At 69.7% G+C, this 15129-nt stretch carries 13 protein-coding genes and 1 pseudogene; 7 read left to right on the top strand and 7 right to left on the bottom strand.

All coding sequences use genetic code 11. The features are described from left to right. Positions 1 to 2 precede the first annotated feature (2 nt). Together RGE_RS23865 and RGE_RS23870 are read right to left on the bottom strand one after the other, a co-directional pair. Positions 3 to 572, bottom strand: a complete 570-nt coding sequence (locus RGE_RS23865) for a hypothetical protein (RefSeq protein WP_014430752.1) — start codon at positions 570 to 572, stop codon at positions 3 to 5. A 78-nt stretch (positions 573 to 650) separates the two neighbouring features. After that, positions 651 to 1625, bottom strand: coding sequence for a restriction endonuclease (locus tag RGE_RS23870; protein ID WP_014430753.1), 975 nt, complete (start codon positions 1623 to 1625; stop codon positions 651 to 653). A 141-nt stretch (positions 1626 to 1766) separates the two neighbouring features. On the opposite strand from RGE_RS23870, the pseudogene RGE_RS22305 reads away from it, so the two are divergent. From RGE_RS22305 to RGE_RS22330, 6 genes and pseudogenes are all read left to right on the top strand, one after another. Continuing rightward, positions 1767 to 2371, top strand: a pseudogene (locus tag RGE_RS22305) (IS110 family transposase); the annotation flags it as partial. Positions 2372 to 2913: 542 nt separating this feature from the next. Next, positions 2914 to 3978, top strand: coding sequence for an IS110 family RNA-guided transposase (locus tag RGE_RS22310; protein ID WP_014430754.1), 1065 nt, complete (start codon positions 2914 to 2916; stop codon positions 3976 to 3978). Between the two features lie 540 nt (positions 3979 to 4518). Next, entirely contained in the window at positions 4519 to 5259 is a 741-nt protein-coding gene (gene deoC, locus RGE_RS22315; protein ID WP_014430755.1) for a deoxyribose-phosphate aldolase, read from the top strand. Then, positions 5259 to 6932, top strand: a complete 1674-nt coding sequence (locus tag RGE_RS22320; RefSeq protein ID WP_014430756.1) for a bifunctional metallophosphatase/5'-nucleotidase — start codon at positions 5259 to 5261, stop codon at positions 6930 to 6932. The genes deoC and RGE_RS22320 overlap by 1 nt, the downstream gene beginning before the upstream one ends. A gap of 3 nt (positions 6933 to 6935) precedes the next feature. Beyond that, positions 6936 to 8264 (top strand): thymidine phosphorylase, encoded by a 1329-nt coding sequence (locus RGE_RS22325; protein WP_014430757.1) that lies wholly within the window; start codon positions 6936 to 6938, stop codon positions 8262 to 8264. Further along, on the top strand, positions 8261 to 8917 hold the full coding sequence (locus RGE_RS22330; RefSeq protein ID WP_014430758.1) for a phosphoribosylanthranilate isomerase: 657 nt from the start codon (positions 8261 to 8263) through the stop codon (positions 8915 to 8917). Before RGE_RS22325 ends, RGE_RS22330 begins: the two co-directional genes overlap by 4 nt. Here the strand turns inward: RGE_RS22330 and RGE_RS22335 are convergent. From RGE_RS22335 to RGE_RS22345, 3 genes are read right to left on the bottom strand one after another with little or no spacing between them, the layout of a single operon-like run. Continuing rightward, a complete protein-coding gene (locus RGE_RS22335) occupies positions 8914 to 9849 on the bottom strand; it encodes an ABC transporter permease (protein WP_014430759.1) in 936 nt (311 codons plus the stop codon). The two genes, RGE_RS22330 and RGE_RS22335, sit on opposite strands and share 4 nt — an antisense overlap. Continuing rightward, positions 9849 to 10907 carry an ABC transporter permease gene (locus RGE_RS22340; RefSeq protein ID WP_014430760.1) on the bottom strand — a complete coding sequence of 353 codons (1059 nt, stop codon included), beginning with the start codon at positions 10905 to 10907 and terminating at the stop codon, positions 9849 to 9851. Before RGE_RS22340 ends, RGE_RS22335 begins: the two co-directional genes overlap by 1 nt. Further along, the gene (locus RGE_RS22345; RefSeq protein ID WP_014430761.1) at positions 10897 to 12393 is read right to left on the bottom strand and encodes an ABC transporter ATP-binding protein; all 1497 of its coding nucleotides are present in this window, start codon (positions 12391 to 12393) and stop codon (positions 10897 to 10899) included. The genes RGE_RS22340 and RGE_RS22345 overlap by 11 nt, the downstream gene beginning before the upstream one ends. A gap of 173 nt (positions 12394 to 12566) precedes the next feature. On the opposite strand from RGE_RS22345, the gene RGE_RS22350 reads away from it, so the two are divergent. Then, entirely contained in the window at positions 12567 to 13355 is a 789-nt protein-coding gene (locus RGE_RS22350) for a DUF3667 domain-containing protein (RefSeq protein WP_043784383.1), read from the top strand. 93 nt (positions 13356 to 13448) lie between these two features. On the opposite strand, the gene RGE_RS22355 is transcribed toward RGE_RS22350, so the two are convergent. Both RGE_RS22355 and RGE_RS22360 read right to left on the bottom strand, forming a co-directional pair. Further along, positions 13449 to 13877 (bottom strand): hypothetical protein, encoded by a 429-nt coding sequence (locus RGE_RS22355; RefSeq protein WP_014430763.1) that lies wholly within the window; start codon positions 13875 to 13877, stop codon positions 13449 to 13451. Between the two features lie 112 nt (positions 13878 to 13989). Next, on the bottom strand, positions 13990 to 14979 hold the full coding sequence (locus RGE_RS22360) for a BMP family protein (protein ID WP_014430764.1): 990 nt from the start codon (positions 14977 to 14979) through the stop codon (positions 13990 to 13992). Positions 14980 to 15129 lie beyond the last annotated feature (150 nt).

A 15129-nucleotide genomic window follows, 5' to 3' on the forward strand; every position in this document is an offset into this window, starting at 1 on the left:
TGTCACGGGTTAGGCGGAACGCCGAACTTGGCGCAAAGGCGATTGTAGGAGGATGGAGATATCTCGTAGGTGGATACGCTCCCCTTCTTCTTTCCCACAGGTGAGAGGCTACCATCGATGTCGGCGAGCGCCTTGTTCAATTCATCCACCACGTTCTGACTGTTAATGACAACTGTGTAGTCTAGAGCGTTGTTCTGTCGACTCGCTGCAGTAAGTGACGCACTCAAAGTTCTCTCGACATGAGTTCTGAGTTGGTATTGGTATTTTGAGATTACCGATCGGATGAGCGACCGACTCTCAGTCAATGTCGTCTGAAAGAGACTGCTGACGGTTCGTTCGTCCGGAATAACGCCATTGAACGCAGTTTCGATAAGAAGCAGCAGCCTGTACTCAAGCATGTCACTGCCGCGCTTGAAGACCTTCTGACCGCGGAACATTGCCAAGTACTCGTTGATCGATGCGCCGAGGCATGCGTTCAGACGGGTATTCAAGTCAGCCGCATTGCAGCCGAGAATTGCAGCTATCTCGGCTTCCTCGGCGGGCGCGAGATTTAGGGTAGCGGTGATCTGCAAAGCTGACTCCCTGTGGTGTCTAACGTTTGAATTCACCGGCCTGCGCGGCTTTACGCGCAGACCCGGCGGAATGAGAGACTAGAGCGCACCATCATACAATATTTCCGGTAGCGCCATTTCTGGAGACCAGATGCCAGAGGTAACTTTGACATATGACTTGCAGAGAGCGGCAATCTTGCTCTCTGTCCCAAAACGAAGAGTCTGTCGTTGAACTTCGGTCAGACTTTCGATGGCGTTGGAGCAAAAGCCATATGTCGACAGATACAAGCCGCCTGAAATCTGCTCATTGACTATAACGTTCAGAAATTCGCTGATTGCTCCTGCGCCAACGCGCTGACCTGAACGCCAATGTTTAACTTCGACGTAGTACGTATGTGTCTTGGATGCCACTTGGCAAGTGAGAACAATGTCTTTGCCCCCGTCTTTGCTGCCAGGAGTAAGTCGCGCCTCGAATCCCAAGCCCTCGAAAACCTCTGTGAGGAGCCTTTCCATCTCTCTCCATTCAATTTCATCCAAGTAGCGAGGATTTCTTACGATGAGAGAAATGAGCTTTCGACTCAGCTCGCGCCGGATTAAATTGACCAGTGAGACATCGACGGCCGGAATCTGCTCAAGCCGGCTGACCCATGACCGCAGGGAATCCAAGTCGATTAGTTCAATGCCAACAGGTGTGCTTCGGCGCAGAGCTTCGCGTGCTGCATAGGTAAACCGAGCGTTGGTTACTAGCATAGCGCGGGAAATCCCAGCGCTCACAGCCGCACCAAGAACGCGATGTACTGCGTCCGTACCTACGGCGCCTTGGCGGTAATGCTTGTATTCGATTGCGATTTCATCTGCTTCCTGATCGCCTGGCGTTCCCTTTCTTGCGATGAAATCGACGCCGATATCCCGCTGGTGACCTACGGACTCAATTGTGTAGCCATCCTCAGTTAATAGGGACCCAAGAATCTCGCCCATCATTTTCTCTGCATCTTGTGGAGATGCAGATGGTGTCGCCGAGGCTTCAAGACGGCGAATGAGGGCCTTCAGTTCTTCCCGGCGATTGCTGTCCATTGTTGAGCTTTAACGAATGAAATGGACATCCCCATAGCGTCCCACCCGCCTGAGGTTATCCCTCAGGCAACGACGGCCGCCCGGTACGACGATGGGGTTGCGAAATCTCATCCTCCACCCGGCTGACGCAAGGAGATGTCCATGACCATTCTGTGTATCGGCATCGATCTGGCCAAGAACGTGTTTGCCCTGCACGGTGTCGACGAGCGCGGCAAGCCTGTGCTGGTGCGCGCGGCGGTGCGCCGCGACCAGTTGCTCGAAGCGGTGGCCAAGCTGCCGCCGTGCACCATCGGCATGGAAGCCTGCTCGGGCGCGCACCACTGGGCTCGGCGCTTCAGGACTTCGGCCACACGGTGCGGCTGATGGCGCCCAAGTTCGTCGTGCCCTACCGCATAAGCCGGCGCCGCGGCAAGAAAGGCGCGGCGGACGCCGCCGCGATCTGCGAAGCGCTGCAGCGCCCGGCGATGCGCTTCGTGCCAGTCAAGTCAACGCAGGGGCAGTCGCGCCTGGCGGTGCACGTGCGCCGGCATGGCAGTCATCAACCGCCCGCGCAGCGTGCTCAGCGAGTTCGACATCGTGCTGCCGCCCAATGCCGCCACGGTGCGCAGTCGCGCCAGCGAGCACTGGACACCGTGCCCGGATTGGTGCAGACGGTGTGCCGAACCCAGTTGGCGGAACTACAGGGCCTGGATGAACGTTTGGCCGCGTACGAGGAGCACAGTCGGCTGATAGCCAAGCCCACGACCGCGCCGGATTAGCCTATTTACTTTCGGCCACCACCACCTGCGGGTGCGTTGCTGCGACCACCACCCGATGGACTACCTGTGCCACTTGGCCAACCACCGCCGTTGCCTTGGCCACGCCCGCCGCCCCCGCCACCGGAACTGCCGCCACCAGAGCGGCCGCCGCCCTGCGAGCCACCACCGCCACTACGACCACCGCCCGAATTTCCACCTTTGCTCATATGCAAACTCCTGACCGAAAGATTGAGGAAGCGAATTGCCGGCCGGCACTGGCAACACAGGCGGAAAAAAGACGCCGAAAGCGGCGCCGGTTACAGATGATTCTGAGCCCCCCCACCAAGCCCACCAAGCCCGCCGCCCCCCCTTCGAGGGGACGCCGGCCCGCCGGCGCGAACAGACCCGCACCGCCCTGCCGCGGCCGTCGGGTGGCCGGTGTAGGGAATACGAAGGGACTTCCCGCAACCAGCACGTCGCCGAGACGCCAGGATTGAGGGAGGGATCAGTCCGACGCTGGAAAGGAGAAGTCCGTGGAAAAGCCTCCTGCAATGCCTGTCGTCCGAGTAGGCGTGGATCTGGCCAAACGCGTGATCCAGGTGCACGCGGTGGATGCCGCCGGGCACGTGGTGGTGGCCCGAGCGCTGCCGCGCGAGAAGTTTCTGGCCTGGTGCGCGCAACTGCCGCCGGGCTGTACGGTGGCGATGGAGACCTGCAGCGGCGCGCACCACTGGGCCCGCCGGCTGCAAGAGATGGGTTTGCGGCCGCGGCTGCTGGCGGGCCATTTCGTCGGGCCGTACCGACTGCAGGGCCGGCGCGCCAAGAACGACGCCAACGACGCGGCGGCCATCTGCGAGGCAGCCAGCCGCCCGCAGATGCACTTCGTGCCGGTCAAGAGCGCCGAGCAGCAAGCGGTGCTGGCCGTGCACCGGCTGCGCGAGGGCTACAAGGTCGAGCGCACGGCCTGCATCAACCGCATCCGCGGCCTGCTCGCCGAGTTCGGCATCAGCTTCGCTCAGACACCCGAGGCGCTGCGCGAAGGCCTGGCCGACGCGCTGGAAGACGCCACCAGCGAGATGCCGTGGCTGGCTCGCGTGGCACTGCAACGTGCGCGGCTGCAGTGGGTCGAACTCGATTGCCACATCGCCTGGTGCGACGAGCGCATCACCGCACACCTCAAGGCCGACGCGCAGGCGCAGACGGCCGCCAGGCTCATCGGCATCGGAGCGGTGGGCGCCTCGGCAGCGGTGGCCACCGTCGGCGACTTCCGCCAGTTCAAGAGCGGCGCGCAGTTCGGATCCTGGGTCGGCCTGGCGCCGAGCCAGAACTCCAGCGGCGGGAAAGCCAAACTCGGACGCATCACCCGACACGGTGACACCTACCTGCGCACCCTGCTCATCCAGGGCGCCAAGTCCGCTGTCATGACCGCGCACAAACGCGACGACCGGATCTCGCGCTGGCTGGTGCAACTCACCGCGCGCGTGGGCTGGCAAAAGGCCGTCGTGGCCATGGCCAACAAGAACGCCCGCATCCTCTGGGCGGTACTCGCCAAGGGACAGCGCTTCGATCCCGACCACGTCAGCAGCAAACCCGGCGGCGCGGCCGCCGCCTGTTGACGCGACCGGCCCCGAATTCACCGACTTCCTCCAGGCGTGCGGCAGAAGATGCATCACACAGGTCAGACCGGCGGCGGGCAAGCTCGACTAATCCAATGTCGCGCCACAGGCGTCGACGAGTAGGGAATGGAGCCCCGCCGAGCGGTTCGTATCTGGGCCCGCACGGGCAAGCCGTGCAACAAGGCCGTCTGTAGATGTGCAGTCTGTTCTCTGTGCCGATGCAGCCTCGCGGCGCACGCCTCAGCTGGAAGACGATTGACCGGAGCCATCGCGTGTTGACTCGGTGGGAAGTCCCTGTAGAAGTATTAGGAGGAGGCCCGGCGCAGCCGGGCCGGGGGACATGACCGGAACCGGCCACCCGGCGGCCGTGGCACGCCGCGGCGCTCGCACGCGATAAGCGCGAGCGCAACGCCAAAACACACCCGCCGCGCGCAACCAAACAAAAGGCAAGCCGACGACAACTACAGGCGCCATCAACCAACGCCCCACACCCCGGTGTCAAACTCCACCCCGACACCCATCCCCGCCCGCCCACCCGAAATGAAAGACCTGATCGCCACCTCCCGCACCGCGCTCGCCTGTCTGGACCTGACGAGCCTGAACGACGCCGACACGGCGGCTGACGTGGAGCGCCTGTGCCGGCGCGCCGAGGGGCCGCAGGGGCGGGTGGCGGCGGTGTGCGTCTGGCCGCGGTTCGTGGCGCAGGCGCGGGCCGCGCTGCCGCCGGCCGTCAAGGTGGCGGCGGTGGCCAACTTTCCGGACGGCAGCACCGATGTCGAACGCGCCGTGCGCGAAGCGGCCGAGATCGTGGCCGCCGGCGGCGACGAGGTCGACGTCGTGATGCCCTGGCAGGCGCTGGACCAGGCGCGCACGCTGCTCGCCCAGGTGCGGCGCGAAACGCGCGGCCGCACGCTGAAGGTCATCCTCGAGACCGGCGAACTGCGCGACCCGCTGCTGATCCGCAACGCCGCACGCATCGCGCTCGACGCCGGCGCCGACTTCCTGAAGACCAGCACCGGCCGCACGCCCAACGGCGCCACCATCGACGCCGCGCGCCTGCTGCTCACCGCCATCACCAGCGGCGGCTACCGCCAGGTGGGGCTCAAGGTCTCGGGCGGCATCCGCACCGCCGAGCAGGCGCAGAACTACGTCTACCTGGCGCGTGCGGCCCTCGGCCAGCCGACGCCGGCGCGCTTTCGCATCGGCGCCAGCAGCCTGCTCGACGACCTGCAGGCCGTGATCGGCGGCACGGCGCGGCCGGCTTCGGCCGCCAGCTACTGATGGCCGCGCTGCGTGCGGCCTTCGCCGCGCTGGCCGCGGCGCTGGTGGCCGGCTGCGCCGCGGCGCCGGTTGCTGCGCCTGAGGCCAGCGCCCCCGCCGCCACCGTCTCGCTGCGCCTGCTGGCGATCAATGACTTCCACGGCTACCTGATGCCGCCGCCCGGCGGCCTGCGCCAGCCCGACCCCAACGAGCCGGGCCGCGTGACGACGGTGCCGGCCGGCGGCGCGGCGGTGATGGCCACCGCGGTGCGCGAGCTGGCGGCCGGGCACCCGAACCACGTCTTCGTCGCCGCCGGCGACCTGGTCGGCGCGTCGCCGCTGCTGTCGGCGCTGTTCCACGACGAGCCGACGGTGGAGTCGATGTCGGCGATGGGCCTGGCCTTCAGCGCCGTCGGCAACCACGAGTTCGACGAAGGTGCGGCCGAGCTGCTGCGCCTGCAGCACGGCGGCTGCCACCCGGTGGACGGCTGCCGCGGGCCGCAGCCTTTCGCCGGCGCCGGCTTCCAGTACCTGGCGGCCAGCACCGTCGTGCGCGCCACCGGCCAGACGCTGCTGCCGGCCTACGCCATCCGCCGCTTCGACGGCGTGCCGGTGGCCTTCGTCGGCCTCACGCTGAAGGGCACGCCGCACATCGTGATGCCCTCGGGCGTCGCCGGGCTGGAGTTCCGCGACGAGGCCGACACCGTCAACGCGCTGGTGCCCGAGCTGCGGCGCCAGGGCGTCAACACCGTCGTCGTGCTGCTGCACGAAGGCGGCGAAGCCGACGGCGGCCGCGACGGCTGCGACAACCTGCGCGGCGCCATCACGCGCATCGTGCCGCGGCTGGACCCGGCGGTGGCGGTGGTCGTCAGCGGCCACACCCACCGCAGCTATGTCTGCCGCGTCGACGGCCGCCTGGTCACCAGCGGCGACCACTACGGGATGCTGGTCACGGCCATCGACCTGCAGCTCGACCGCGCCAGCGGCCGGGTGCTGCAGTCGGACGCCAAGAACGTCGTCGTCGACCCGGCGCGTTTTGCGCCCGACGCGCGCCAGCAGGCGCTGATCGCCGCCTACGAGCGCCTGGCGGCGCCGCTGGCGCAGCGCGTGGTCGGCAGCATCACAGCGTCGCTGACACGCGAGCCCGACGCCTCGGGCGAGTCGGTGCTGGGCCGCGTCATCGCCGACGCCCAGCTGGAAGCGACACGCGCCGTCGGCGCCCAGGCCGCGCTCACCAACCCCGGCGGCATGCGCAGCCCGATCCTGAAGACCGGCGACGGCCGCGTGCGCTACGCCGACGTCTTCGAGGCCCAGCCCTTCGGCAACCAGCTCGTCACGCTGACGATCAGCGGCGCCCAACTGGCCGCGCTGCTGGAGAACCAGTTCCACGGCGAGCGCCCGCGGGTGCTGCAGGTCTCGCGCGGGCCGCACTACGAATGGGACGCCACGCGCCCGGCCGGCTCGCGCCTGGTGCCGGGCTCGCTGACGCTGGACGGCCGGCCGGTCGCGCCGGCGCAGCGCCTGCGCATCACCGTCAACAGCTACCTCGCCGACGGCGGCGACCGCTTCGCCGTGCTGCGCGAAGGCAGCGAGCGTGTCTACGGCATAGCCGACGCCGAGGCCCTGGCGCGTTACCTCGGCGCGCATCCCGGGCTGGAACCGCCGCGCGACGTTCGCATCGTGCGCCGGCCCTGAACGATGCTGGCCGCCGAGATCATCGCCGCCAAACGCGACGGCCACACGCTGGCCGAAGCCCAGATCCGCGCCTTCGTCGCCGGCCTGACGGCGCCCGAAGGCGAGGCGCGCTGGAGCGACGCCCAGGTCGCCGCGCTGGCGATGGCCGTGCTGCTGCGCGGCATGGACCGCGCCGAGACCGTGGCGCTGACGCAGGCGATGACCGACTCCGGCGAACGCCTGCGCTGGGCCGGCTTCGGCCGCCCGGTGCTGGACAAACACAGCACCGGAGGCCTGGGCGACAAGACCAGCCTGCTGCTGGCGCCCATCGTCGCCGCCTGCGGCGGCCTGGTGCCGATGATCAGCGGCCGCGGCCTGGGCCATACCGGCGGCACGCTGGACAAGCTGGAGGCGCTGCCCGGCTACGGCGTCGACCCGTCGCCCGAACGCCTGCACGCGGTGCTGCGCACGGCCGGCTGCGCCATCATCGGTGCCTCCGAGCGCCTGGCGCCGGCCGACCGCCGGCTCTACGCCATCCGCGACGTCACGGCCACCGTCGAGTCGCTGCCGCTGATCACCGCCAGCATCCTCAGCAAGAAGCTCGCGGCCTGGCTGGACGCGCTGGTGCTCGACGTCAAGCTCGGCAGCGGCGCCTTCATGCGTGACGCGGCGGCGGCGCAGGCGCTGGCCACCAGCCTGGTCGACACCGCGCGCGGCGCCGGGCTGGCCGCTGCGGCGCTGGTCACCGACATGAACCAGGTGCTGGGCCGCAGCGCCGGCAACGCGCTGGAAGTCGCCGAATGCCTGGCGCTGCTGCGTGGCGAGCCGGGGGATGCGCGCCTGGTCGAGGTCACGCTGGGCCTGGCGGCGCGGCTGCTGGTGCTGGGCGGGCTGCAGGCCGACGAGCCGGCGGCGCTGGCCGCGGCACGCCGGGCGCTGGCCAGCGGCGCGGCTGCGGAACGTTTCGCGGCGATGGTCGCCGGGCTCGGCGGCCCGGGCGACGTGCTGAAGAATGCGCGGCTGGCCAGCGCACCGGTGATCGCCGAGGTGCCGGCGCCGCGCGACGGCGTCGTCGCCGCGATCGACGCGCGTGCGCTGGGTTATGCGATCGTCGAGCTGGGCGGCGGCCGGCGCCGCGGCGGCGACGCCATCGACCCGCGTGTCGGCCTGGACGAGATGGTCGCGCTGGGCGAGACGCGACGCGCCGGCGAGCCGCTGGCGCGCGTGCACGCGGCCGACGAGGCCGGCGCCGCGCGCGCCGTGGCCGCGGTGCAGGCCGCCGTCACGCTGGCCGACAGCGCGCCGCCACCGCCACCCTGGCTGCATCAACGCATCGACGGAGACATGGCATGAAGCCCGTGGTCAAGATCTGCTGCATCGCCAGCGTCGACGAAGCGCGCCGCGCGGTCGCGGCCGGCGCCTCGGCGCTGGGCCTGGTGTCGGCGATGCCCAGCGGGCCCGGCGTCATCGACGACGCGACGATCGCCGAGATCGCCGCCGCGGTGCCGTCGCCGACGCGCAGCTTCCTGCTGACCTGCCGCACCGACGCGGCCTCGATCGCCGCGCAGCACGCCGCCGCCGGCACGACGACGCTGCAGCTGGTCGACGCGGTGGCGATCGAGGAGCTGCAGGCGCTGCGCACGCTGTGCCCAGGCGTCGAGATCGTGCAGGTCATCCACGTCACCGGCGAAGCCTCGATAGCGGAGGCGGTGGCGGTGGAGCCGTATGTCGACGCGATCCTGCTCGACTCGGGCAACCCGGCGCTGGCGGTCAAGGAGCTGGGCGGCACCGGCCGGCGCCACGACTGGGCGATCAGCCGCCGCATACGCGACGCGATCGGCCCGCTGCCGCTGTATCTGGCCGGTGGCCTGAACCCGGCCAACGTGCGCCAGGCGGTCGAGACGGTGCAGCCCTACGGCCTGGACCTGTGCAGCGGCGTGCGCTGCGACGGCCAGCTCGACGACCGCAAGCTGGCCGCGTTCTTCGCCGCGCTGGACGGCGTCTAACGTTCGCCCTGGCGATACGGCTTCATCAAGGCCTGCGGGTAGGCCGCGCGCCGCGCCATCACGACCAGCGCGACGATCGCCATCGCGTAAGGCAGCATCAGGTAGACCTGGTACGGCAGCTCGACGCCGAAGACACCGCCACCGGCCTGCTGAAGCCGCAGCTGCAGCGCGTCGAAGAAGGCGAACAGCAGCGCGCCGGCCAGCGCCTTGCCCGGCCGCCAGGACGCGAACACGACCAGCGCCACGCAGACCCAGCCGCGGCCGTTGACCATGTTGAAGTAGAAGGCGTTGAAGGCCGACAGCGTCAGGAAGGCGCCGGCCACGCCCATCAGCGCCGAACCCGCGGCCACCGCGCCCAGGCGCAGGCGCACGACGTTCAGGCCCTGGCCTTCGGCGGCGGCCGGGTTCTCGCCGACCATGCGCACCGCCAGCCCCAGCGGCGTGCGGTAGAGGAACCAGGCGATCGCCGGCACCAGCAGCAGCGCCAGCAGCACCGGCGGCGTCTGCTCGTTCAGCACGGGGATCGGCAGCCAGGACATCGGCTCGAAAGGTTGGATCGTCGGCGGCGTCTCGACCTTGGGGAAACCGACGCGGTAGGCGAAGCTCGCCAGGCTGGTCGCCAGCAGCGTGATGCCCAGCCCGGCGACGTGCTGCGACAGCCCGAGCACGACGGTCAGGCCGCCGTGCAGCAGGCCGAAGACGGCGCCGACCGCCGCCGCGACGGCGACCCCGGTCCACAGCCCGGCGCCCTGGTAGACCGCCAGCCAGCCGGCGAAAGCCCCGGCGACCATGATCCCCTCGATGCCGAGGTTCAGCACCCCGGCGCGTTCGCACATCAGCACGCCCAGCGTGCCCAGCACCAGCGGCGTCGCGATGCGCAGCACCGCCACCCAGAAGGGCGCGGCCATCAGCAGGTCCAGCGTCTCGCTCATCAGCGGCGGATCCGGTATTGGGTGAGCATCGTCGCCACCAGCACCGTGATCAGCGACACGGCGACGATGACGTCGGCGATGTAGGTCGGCACGGCGACGGCGCGGCTCATGCTGTCGGCGCCGACCAGCATGCCGGCGACGAAGACCGCGGCGGCGACGACGGCCAGCGGGTTCAGCATCGCCAGCATCGCGATGACGATGCCGCTGTAGCCGTAGCCCGGGCTCATGTCCAGGGTGACGTAGCCGGTGCGCCCGGCCACCTCGACGGCGCCGGCCAGCCCGGCCAGCGCGCCCGACAGCAGCGCCACCTTCACCGTCGTCCAGCCCACCGGCATGCCGGCGAAACGTGCGGCGCGCGGGTTGGCGCCGACGGCGCGGATCTCGAAGCCCAGCGTCGTGTACTTCAAGAGCGCCCACAGCGCGACGGCCAGCCCGACGGCGGCCGCCAGCCCCGTGTGCACGCGGCTGCGTTCGACCAGCTTGTCCAGCTGCAGCGCGTCCTGCAGCGCCACGCTCTGCGGCCAGCCCATCGCCATCGGGTCCTTCATCAAGCCGTCGAGCATCGCCGAGACGAAGAGCAGCACGATGAAGTTCAGCAGCAGCGTCGTCACGACCTCGTCGACGCCGAAGCGGCTCTTCAACAGCGCCGGCCCCAGCAGCAGCAGCGCGCCGGCCAGCGCGGCGGCGGCGATCATCAGCGGGAACAGGATCGCCGGCGCGACTTCGTAGCCGGTGCCGCCGTGCAACCCGCCGACGGCCACCGCCGCCAGCGCGCCGGCGTAGAGCTGGCCTTCGGCGCCGATGTTGAACAGCCGCGCGCGGAACGCCACCGCGGCGGCCAGGCCGGTCAGGATCAGCGGCGTCGCGCGCGTCAGCGTCTCGGTGATCGCGAAGCGCGAGCCGAAGCCGCCTTCGAGCAGCAGCGCGTAGGCCCGGCCGACCGGCGCGCCGGCCCAGGCGACGAGGAGCGAGGTGACGAGCAGCGTCACCGCCACGGCGGCCAGCGGCGCGGCGACGAGCAGCGCCCGCGGCACCTCGGTGCGTCGTTCAAGCCGCATGCGCCACCTCCCGGCCGGCACCGGCCATCGCCAGGCCGATGTCGGCCAGCGTCCAGTCGGCCGCCGCACGCGGCGCGCCGAGCACGCCGTGGTAGAGCACGGCGACGCGGTCGGCGAGCGCGAAGATCTCGTCCAGGTCCTCGCTGATCAGCAGCACCGCGGCGCCGGCGGCGCAGGCGTCGAGCAGCTGCTGGTGCACGTAGGCGACGGCGCCGACGTCCAGGCCCCAGGTCGGCTGGTTGGCGACCACCAGCCGCGGCGTCGTGCCGCTGCCCAGCAGCGCGCGGCCGAGGATCAGCTTCTGCATGTTGCCGCCCGACAGCGAGCGGGTCGTCGTGTCCAGGCCGCCGCCGCGCACGTCGAAACGTTCGACGACCTGGCGCGCGAAAGCGCGTGCGGCGCCGCGGCGCACGACGCCCCAGCGGGCGAAGGCCGGGCTGGCGTGGCGCTCGAGCACCGCGTTCTCCCAGATCGGCAGGTCGCCGACGACGCCGACGGCGTGGCGGTCTTCGGGGATGCGCGCGACGCCGGCTTCGACGAAACGCCGCGGCGCGGCCGGCAGCGGCCGGCCGTCGAGCAGCACGGCGCCGCGTGGCGCCGCGTGTTCGCCGCACAGCGCCTCGGCCAGCGCCTGCTGGCCGTTGCCGGCGACTCCGGCCACCGCGAAGACCTCGCCGGCGCGGATCGCGAGCGTCGTGCCGGGCAGCTCGCAGACCACCGGGCCGGGTTCGTGGCGTGTCTTGACCGCCGGTGCCACCGTGCGGCCGACCATCGCCTCGGCCAGGTCGGCTTTGCTCGCGCCTTCGGCCGGCAGCACGGCGATCAGCTTGCCGCCGCGCAGCACGGCGATGCGGTCGCTGACACGCAGCACCTCGTCGAGCTTGTGGCTGATGAAGATGATCGACAGGCCGTCGGCGACCATCTGCGCCAGCGTCGCGAACAGCGACTCGCTCTCCTGCGGCGTCAGCACCGCGGTCGGCTCGTCGAGGATCAGGATGCGCGCGCCGCGCACCAGGGCCTTGAGGATCTCGACGCGCTGGCGCTCGCCCACCGACAGCTCGGCGATGCGCGCGTCGGGGTCGACCTGCAGGCCGAAACGCTGCGCCGCGTCGAGCAGGCGGCGGCGCCAGTCGCCGCGGCGCGTGAACGGCTGCCACAGCGGCTCGGTGCCGAGCATCACGTTGTCGAGCACGCTCAGGTTGTCGGCCAGCGTGAAGTGCTGGTGCACCATGCCGATGCCGGCGGCCAGCGCCGCCTTGGGCTGGCCCGGCGGCAGCGTGCGGCCGTCGACTTCGATCGAACCTTCGTCGGCGACGTAATGGCCGAAGAGGATGGACACCAGCGTGCTCTTGCCGGCGCCGTTCTCGCCGAGCAGCGCGAGCACTTCGCCGCGGTCCAGATCCAGCGAGATGCCGTCGTTGGCGACCAGGGGGCCGAAGCGTTTGGTGACGCCTCGCAGGCGCAGGACCGGGGGACTCGCAGACATCGCCGGATTGTCACGCACGAAGCGCGCCAGCCCGGGCGTGCAGCCGCCGCGGGCTACCATCGCGGCTGCCTTCGGAACACCGCCGCACCACCCTGGACTCCTGCCCCAACTGCGAGCAGCCGCTGCCCGAGCCGACGCCCAAGTTCTGTCCGCACTGCGGCCAGGAGACGCGGGTGCGCGCGCCGACCGTCGGCGAGTTCGTGCAGCAGTTCGGCGGCGCCTACCTGTCGACCGAAGGCGCGATGTGGCGCACGCTGGCGCTGATGTTCCGCCGCCCCGGCGAGCTGACGCGCCAGTACCTGCGCGGCCGGCGCAAGCACTACGTGCTGCCGCTGCGGCTGTACCTGACGATCAGCGTGCTGGTGCTGCTGGCGGTGCGGATGTCCAACCTGCTCGACGCCGGCCAGCCGCAGCCGGCGGTGCAGTTCGACAAGGACGATCCGCCGAAGTTCGAACTCAACGTCGGCGGCGCCAGCGTGCAGTTCGCTTTCAAACCCGACGGCACCGGCGTCGAGTGCCACAACCTGCCGGCCCTGGTCTGCAAGCGGCTGGAGCAGCGCCTGGGCACCGGGCCCGAGGCGCTGGCCAACGACGCGCGCGGACTCAAGGCCCGGCTGGTCGACGCCATCGGCCCGTCGATGTTCGTGCTGCTGCCGGGCTTCGCGGCCTGGCTGGCGCTGGCCTACCGCAACCGGCGGCTGCGCTACACCGAGCACCTCGTCTTCGCGCTGCACGTGCACGCGTTCTGGTTCGCGATGCTGGGCATCACGCTGCTGCCGCTGGGCGGCCTGCAAGGCCTGGCCTGGGTCGTCGTGCCGGTCTACACCTGGCTGGCGATGCGCCGCGTCTACGGCGGGCGCTGGTGGACGCAGGCGCTGCGCAGCGGCCTGGTCGCCACGCTCTACGGCGTGACGATGATCGCCGCGCTGGTCGTCGCGGCGCTGTGGGCGCTGCTGGCCTGAGGCCGCAGCGCCGCGGTCGTCAGCCATCGCGCGTGCAATCGCGCGATGGCCTTCGGCAGGCGCAGAACGCCTTCCGGCGTCCTGCGTCCAGGCTCAGCTCTTCACCAGGCTGGAGACCAGCGAACGCAGCGCGTCCTTCAGGCGCTCCTGCGCCAGCGCGCTGCATTCGGCGGGCGTGGCGACCGGGCGGCCGTCGAAGACCGTCGAGCTCTTCGCCGGCTCCCAGACGAAGCGCCGCGTCGGCGTGGTCTTGGGCAGCAGCGTCACGCGTGCGGTGACGACGCAGAGCTTGCCGTCGACGACGCCGCCTTCGACCTGGCTGAGGAAGCCCCACTTGGACTTGGGGTAGAGCTTGGTCAGGCGCTCGGCCGGCAGCGCTTCCTTCCAGGCCGCCATCACGGTCGGCTTGTCGATCAGGGCGGCGGTCGAGAAGTCCTCGATGTCGTAGGAAGGCGCGGTGGCGGCCGACGCGAACGGCGCGGCGACGGCCAGAACGGCGGCACAGAGCAGGGCACGGGTCATGGTGCTTCTTCGTCTTGTTGGCTTGGGAAGGCGAGGGCCGGCGGGCGCGGCGCGCCCGGGCGGCATGCTAAGCGCGAACGCGGCGGGGAAAGCGTGCGCTTCCCCCGAGGCGTCACTTGCTGGCCTTGGGCTGGCTGTCGTCGACCTTGACGACGAAGCTGCCGGCGAGGATGGCCTTCTCCTTGGCCTGGACCTTGGCGACGAGATCGGCCGGGACCTTCTTCGCGAAGGTGCCCAGCGGGGCCAGTTCGGAGCCCTTGAACTTCATCGTCGAGTAGCGGCCGTAGTCCTCGGCCTTGAAGGCGCCGGCCTTCACCGCCTTGATCGCGGCGTCGATCGTCGGCTCCATGTTCCAAAGCGCCGAGGCGACCACGGTGTCGGGGTACTGCGCCTGGGTGTTGATGACGTTGCCGATGGCCAGGACCTTGCGCTCCTTGGCGGCGTCGCTGACGCCGAAACGCTCGGCGTACATCACGTCGGCGCCCTTGTCGATCATCGCGAAGGCGGCTTCCTTGGCCTTGGGCGGGTCGAACCAGCTGTTGATGAAGCTGATCGAGAACTCGACCTTGGGGTTCACTTCCTTGGCGCCGGCGATGAAGGCGTTCATCAGGCGGTTGACCTCGGGGATCGGGTAGCCGCCGACCATGCCGATCTTGCCGCTCTTGCTCATGCCGGCGGCGATCATGCCGCTCAGGTAGGCCGGCTCCTGGATGTAGTTGTCGAAGACGCCGAAGTTGGGCGCCTGCGGCTTGCCCGAGCTGCCCATCAGGAACGAGACCTTCGGGTAGTCCTTGGCGACCTTGCGCGCCGCGGTCTCGACGGCGAAGGACTCGCCGAGGATCAGCACGTTGCCGGACTCGGCGTACTGGCGCATCACGCGCTCGTAGTCGGCGTTGGCGACGTTCTCGCTGAACACGTACTCGACCTCGCCACGCGCCGCGGCCGCCTTCAGCGCCTTGTCGATGCGGCTCACCCACTGCTGTTCCACCGGCACGGTGTAGATCGCGGCGACCTTCAGCTTGGTTTGCGCGAAGGCCGGGACGGCGACGGTGGCCGCCAGCGAGGCGGCGGCGAGCAGGGTGATGCGGCGGGTGATCTTCATCGGGGCTCCTGGGGGCTGTATCGGGGTGTAACGACTCCGATCGGGCACTTTAGCAAGCTCCGTGCCCCGACGCACTTGACAACAGCCAAGAGTGTCAGGCCCGGTTGTCAGTGGGGCTGTCACGCCTCATTGACTTAGGGCAAAACTGAA

Source organism: Rubrivivax gelatinosus IL144, from assembly GCF_000284255.1.
In the GTDB taxonomy this organism is placed as follows: Bacteria; Pseudomonadota; Gammaproteobacteria; order Burkholderiales; family Burkholderiaceae_C; genus Rubrivivax; species Rubrivivax gelatinosus_A.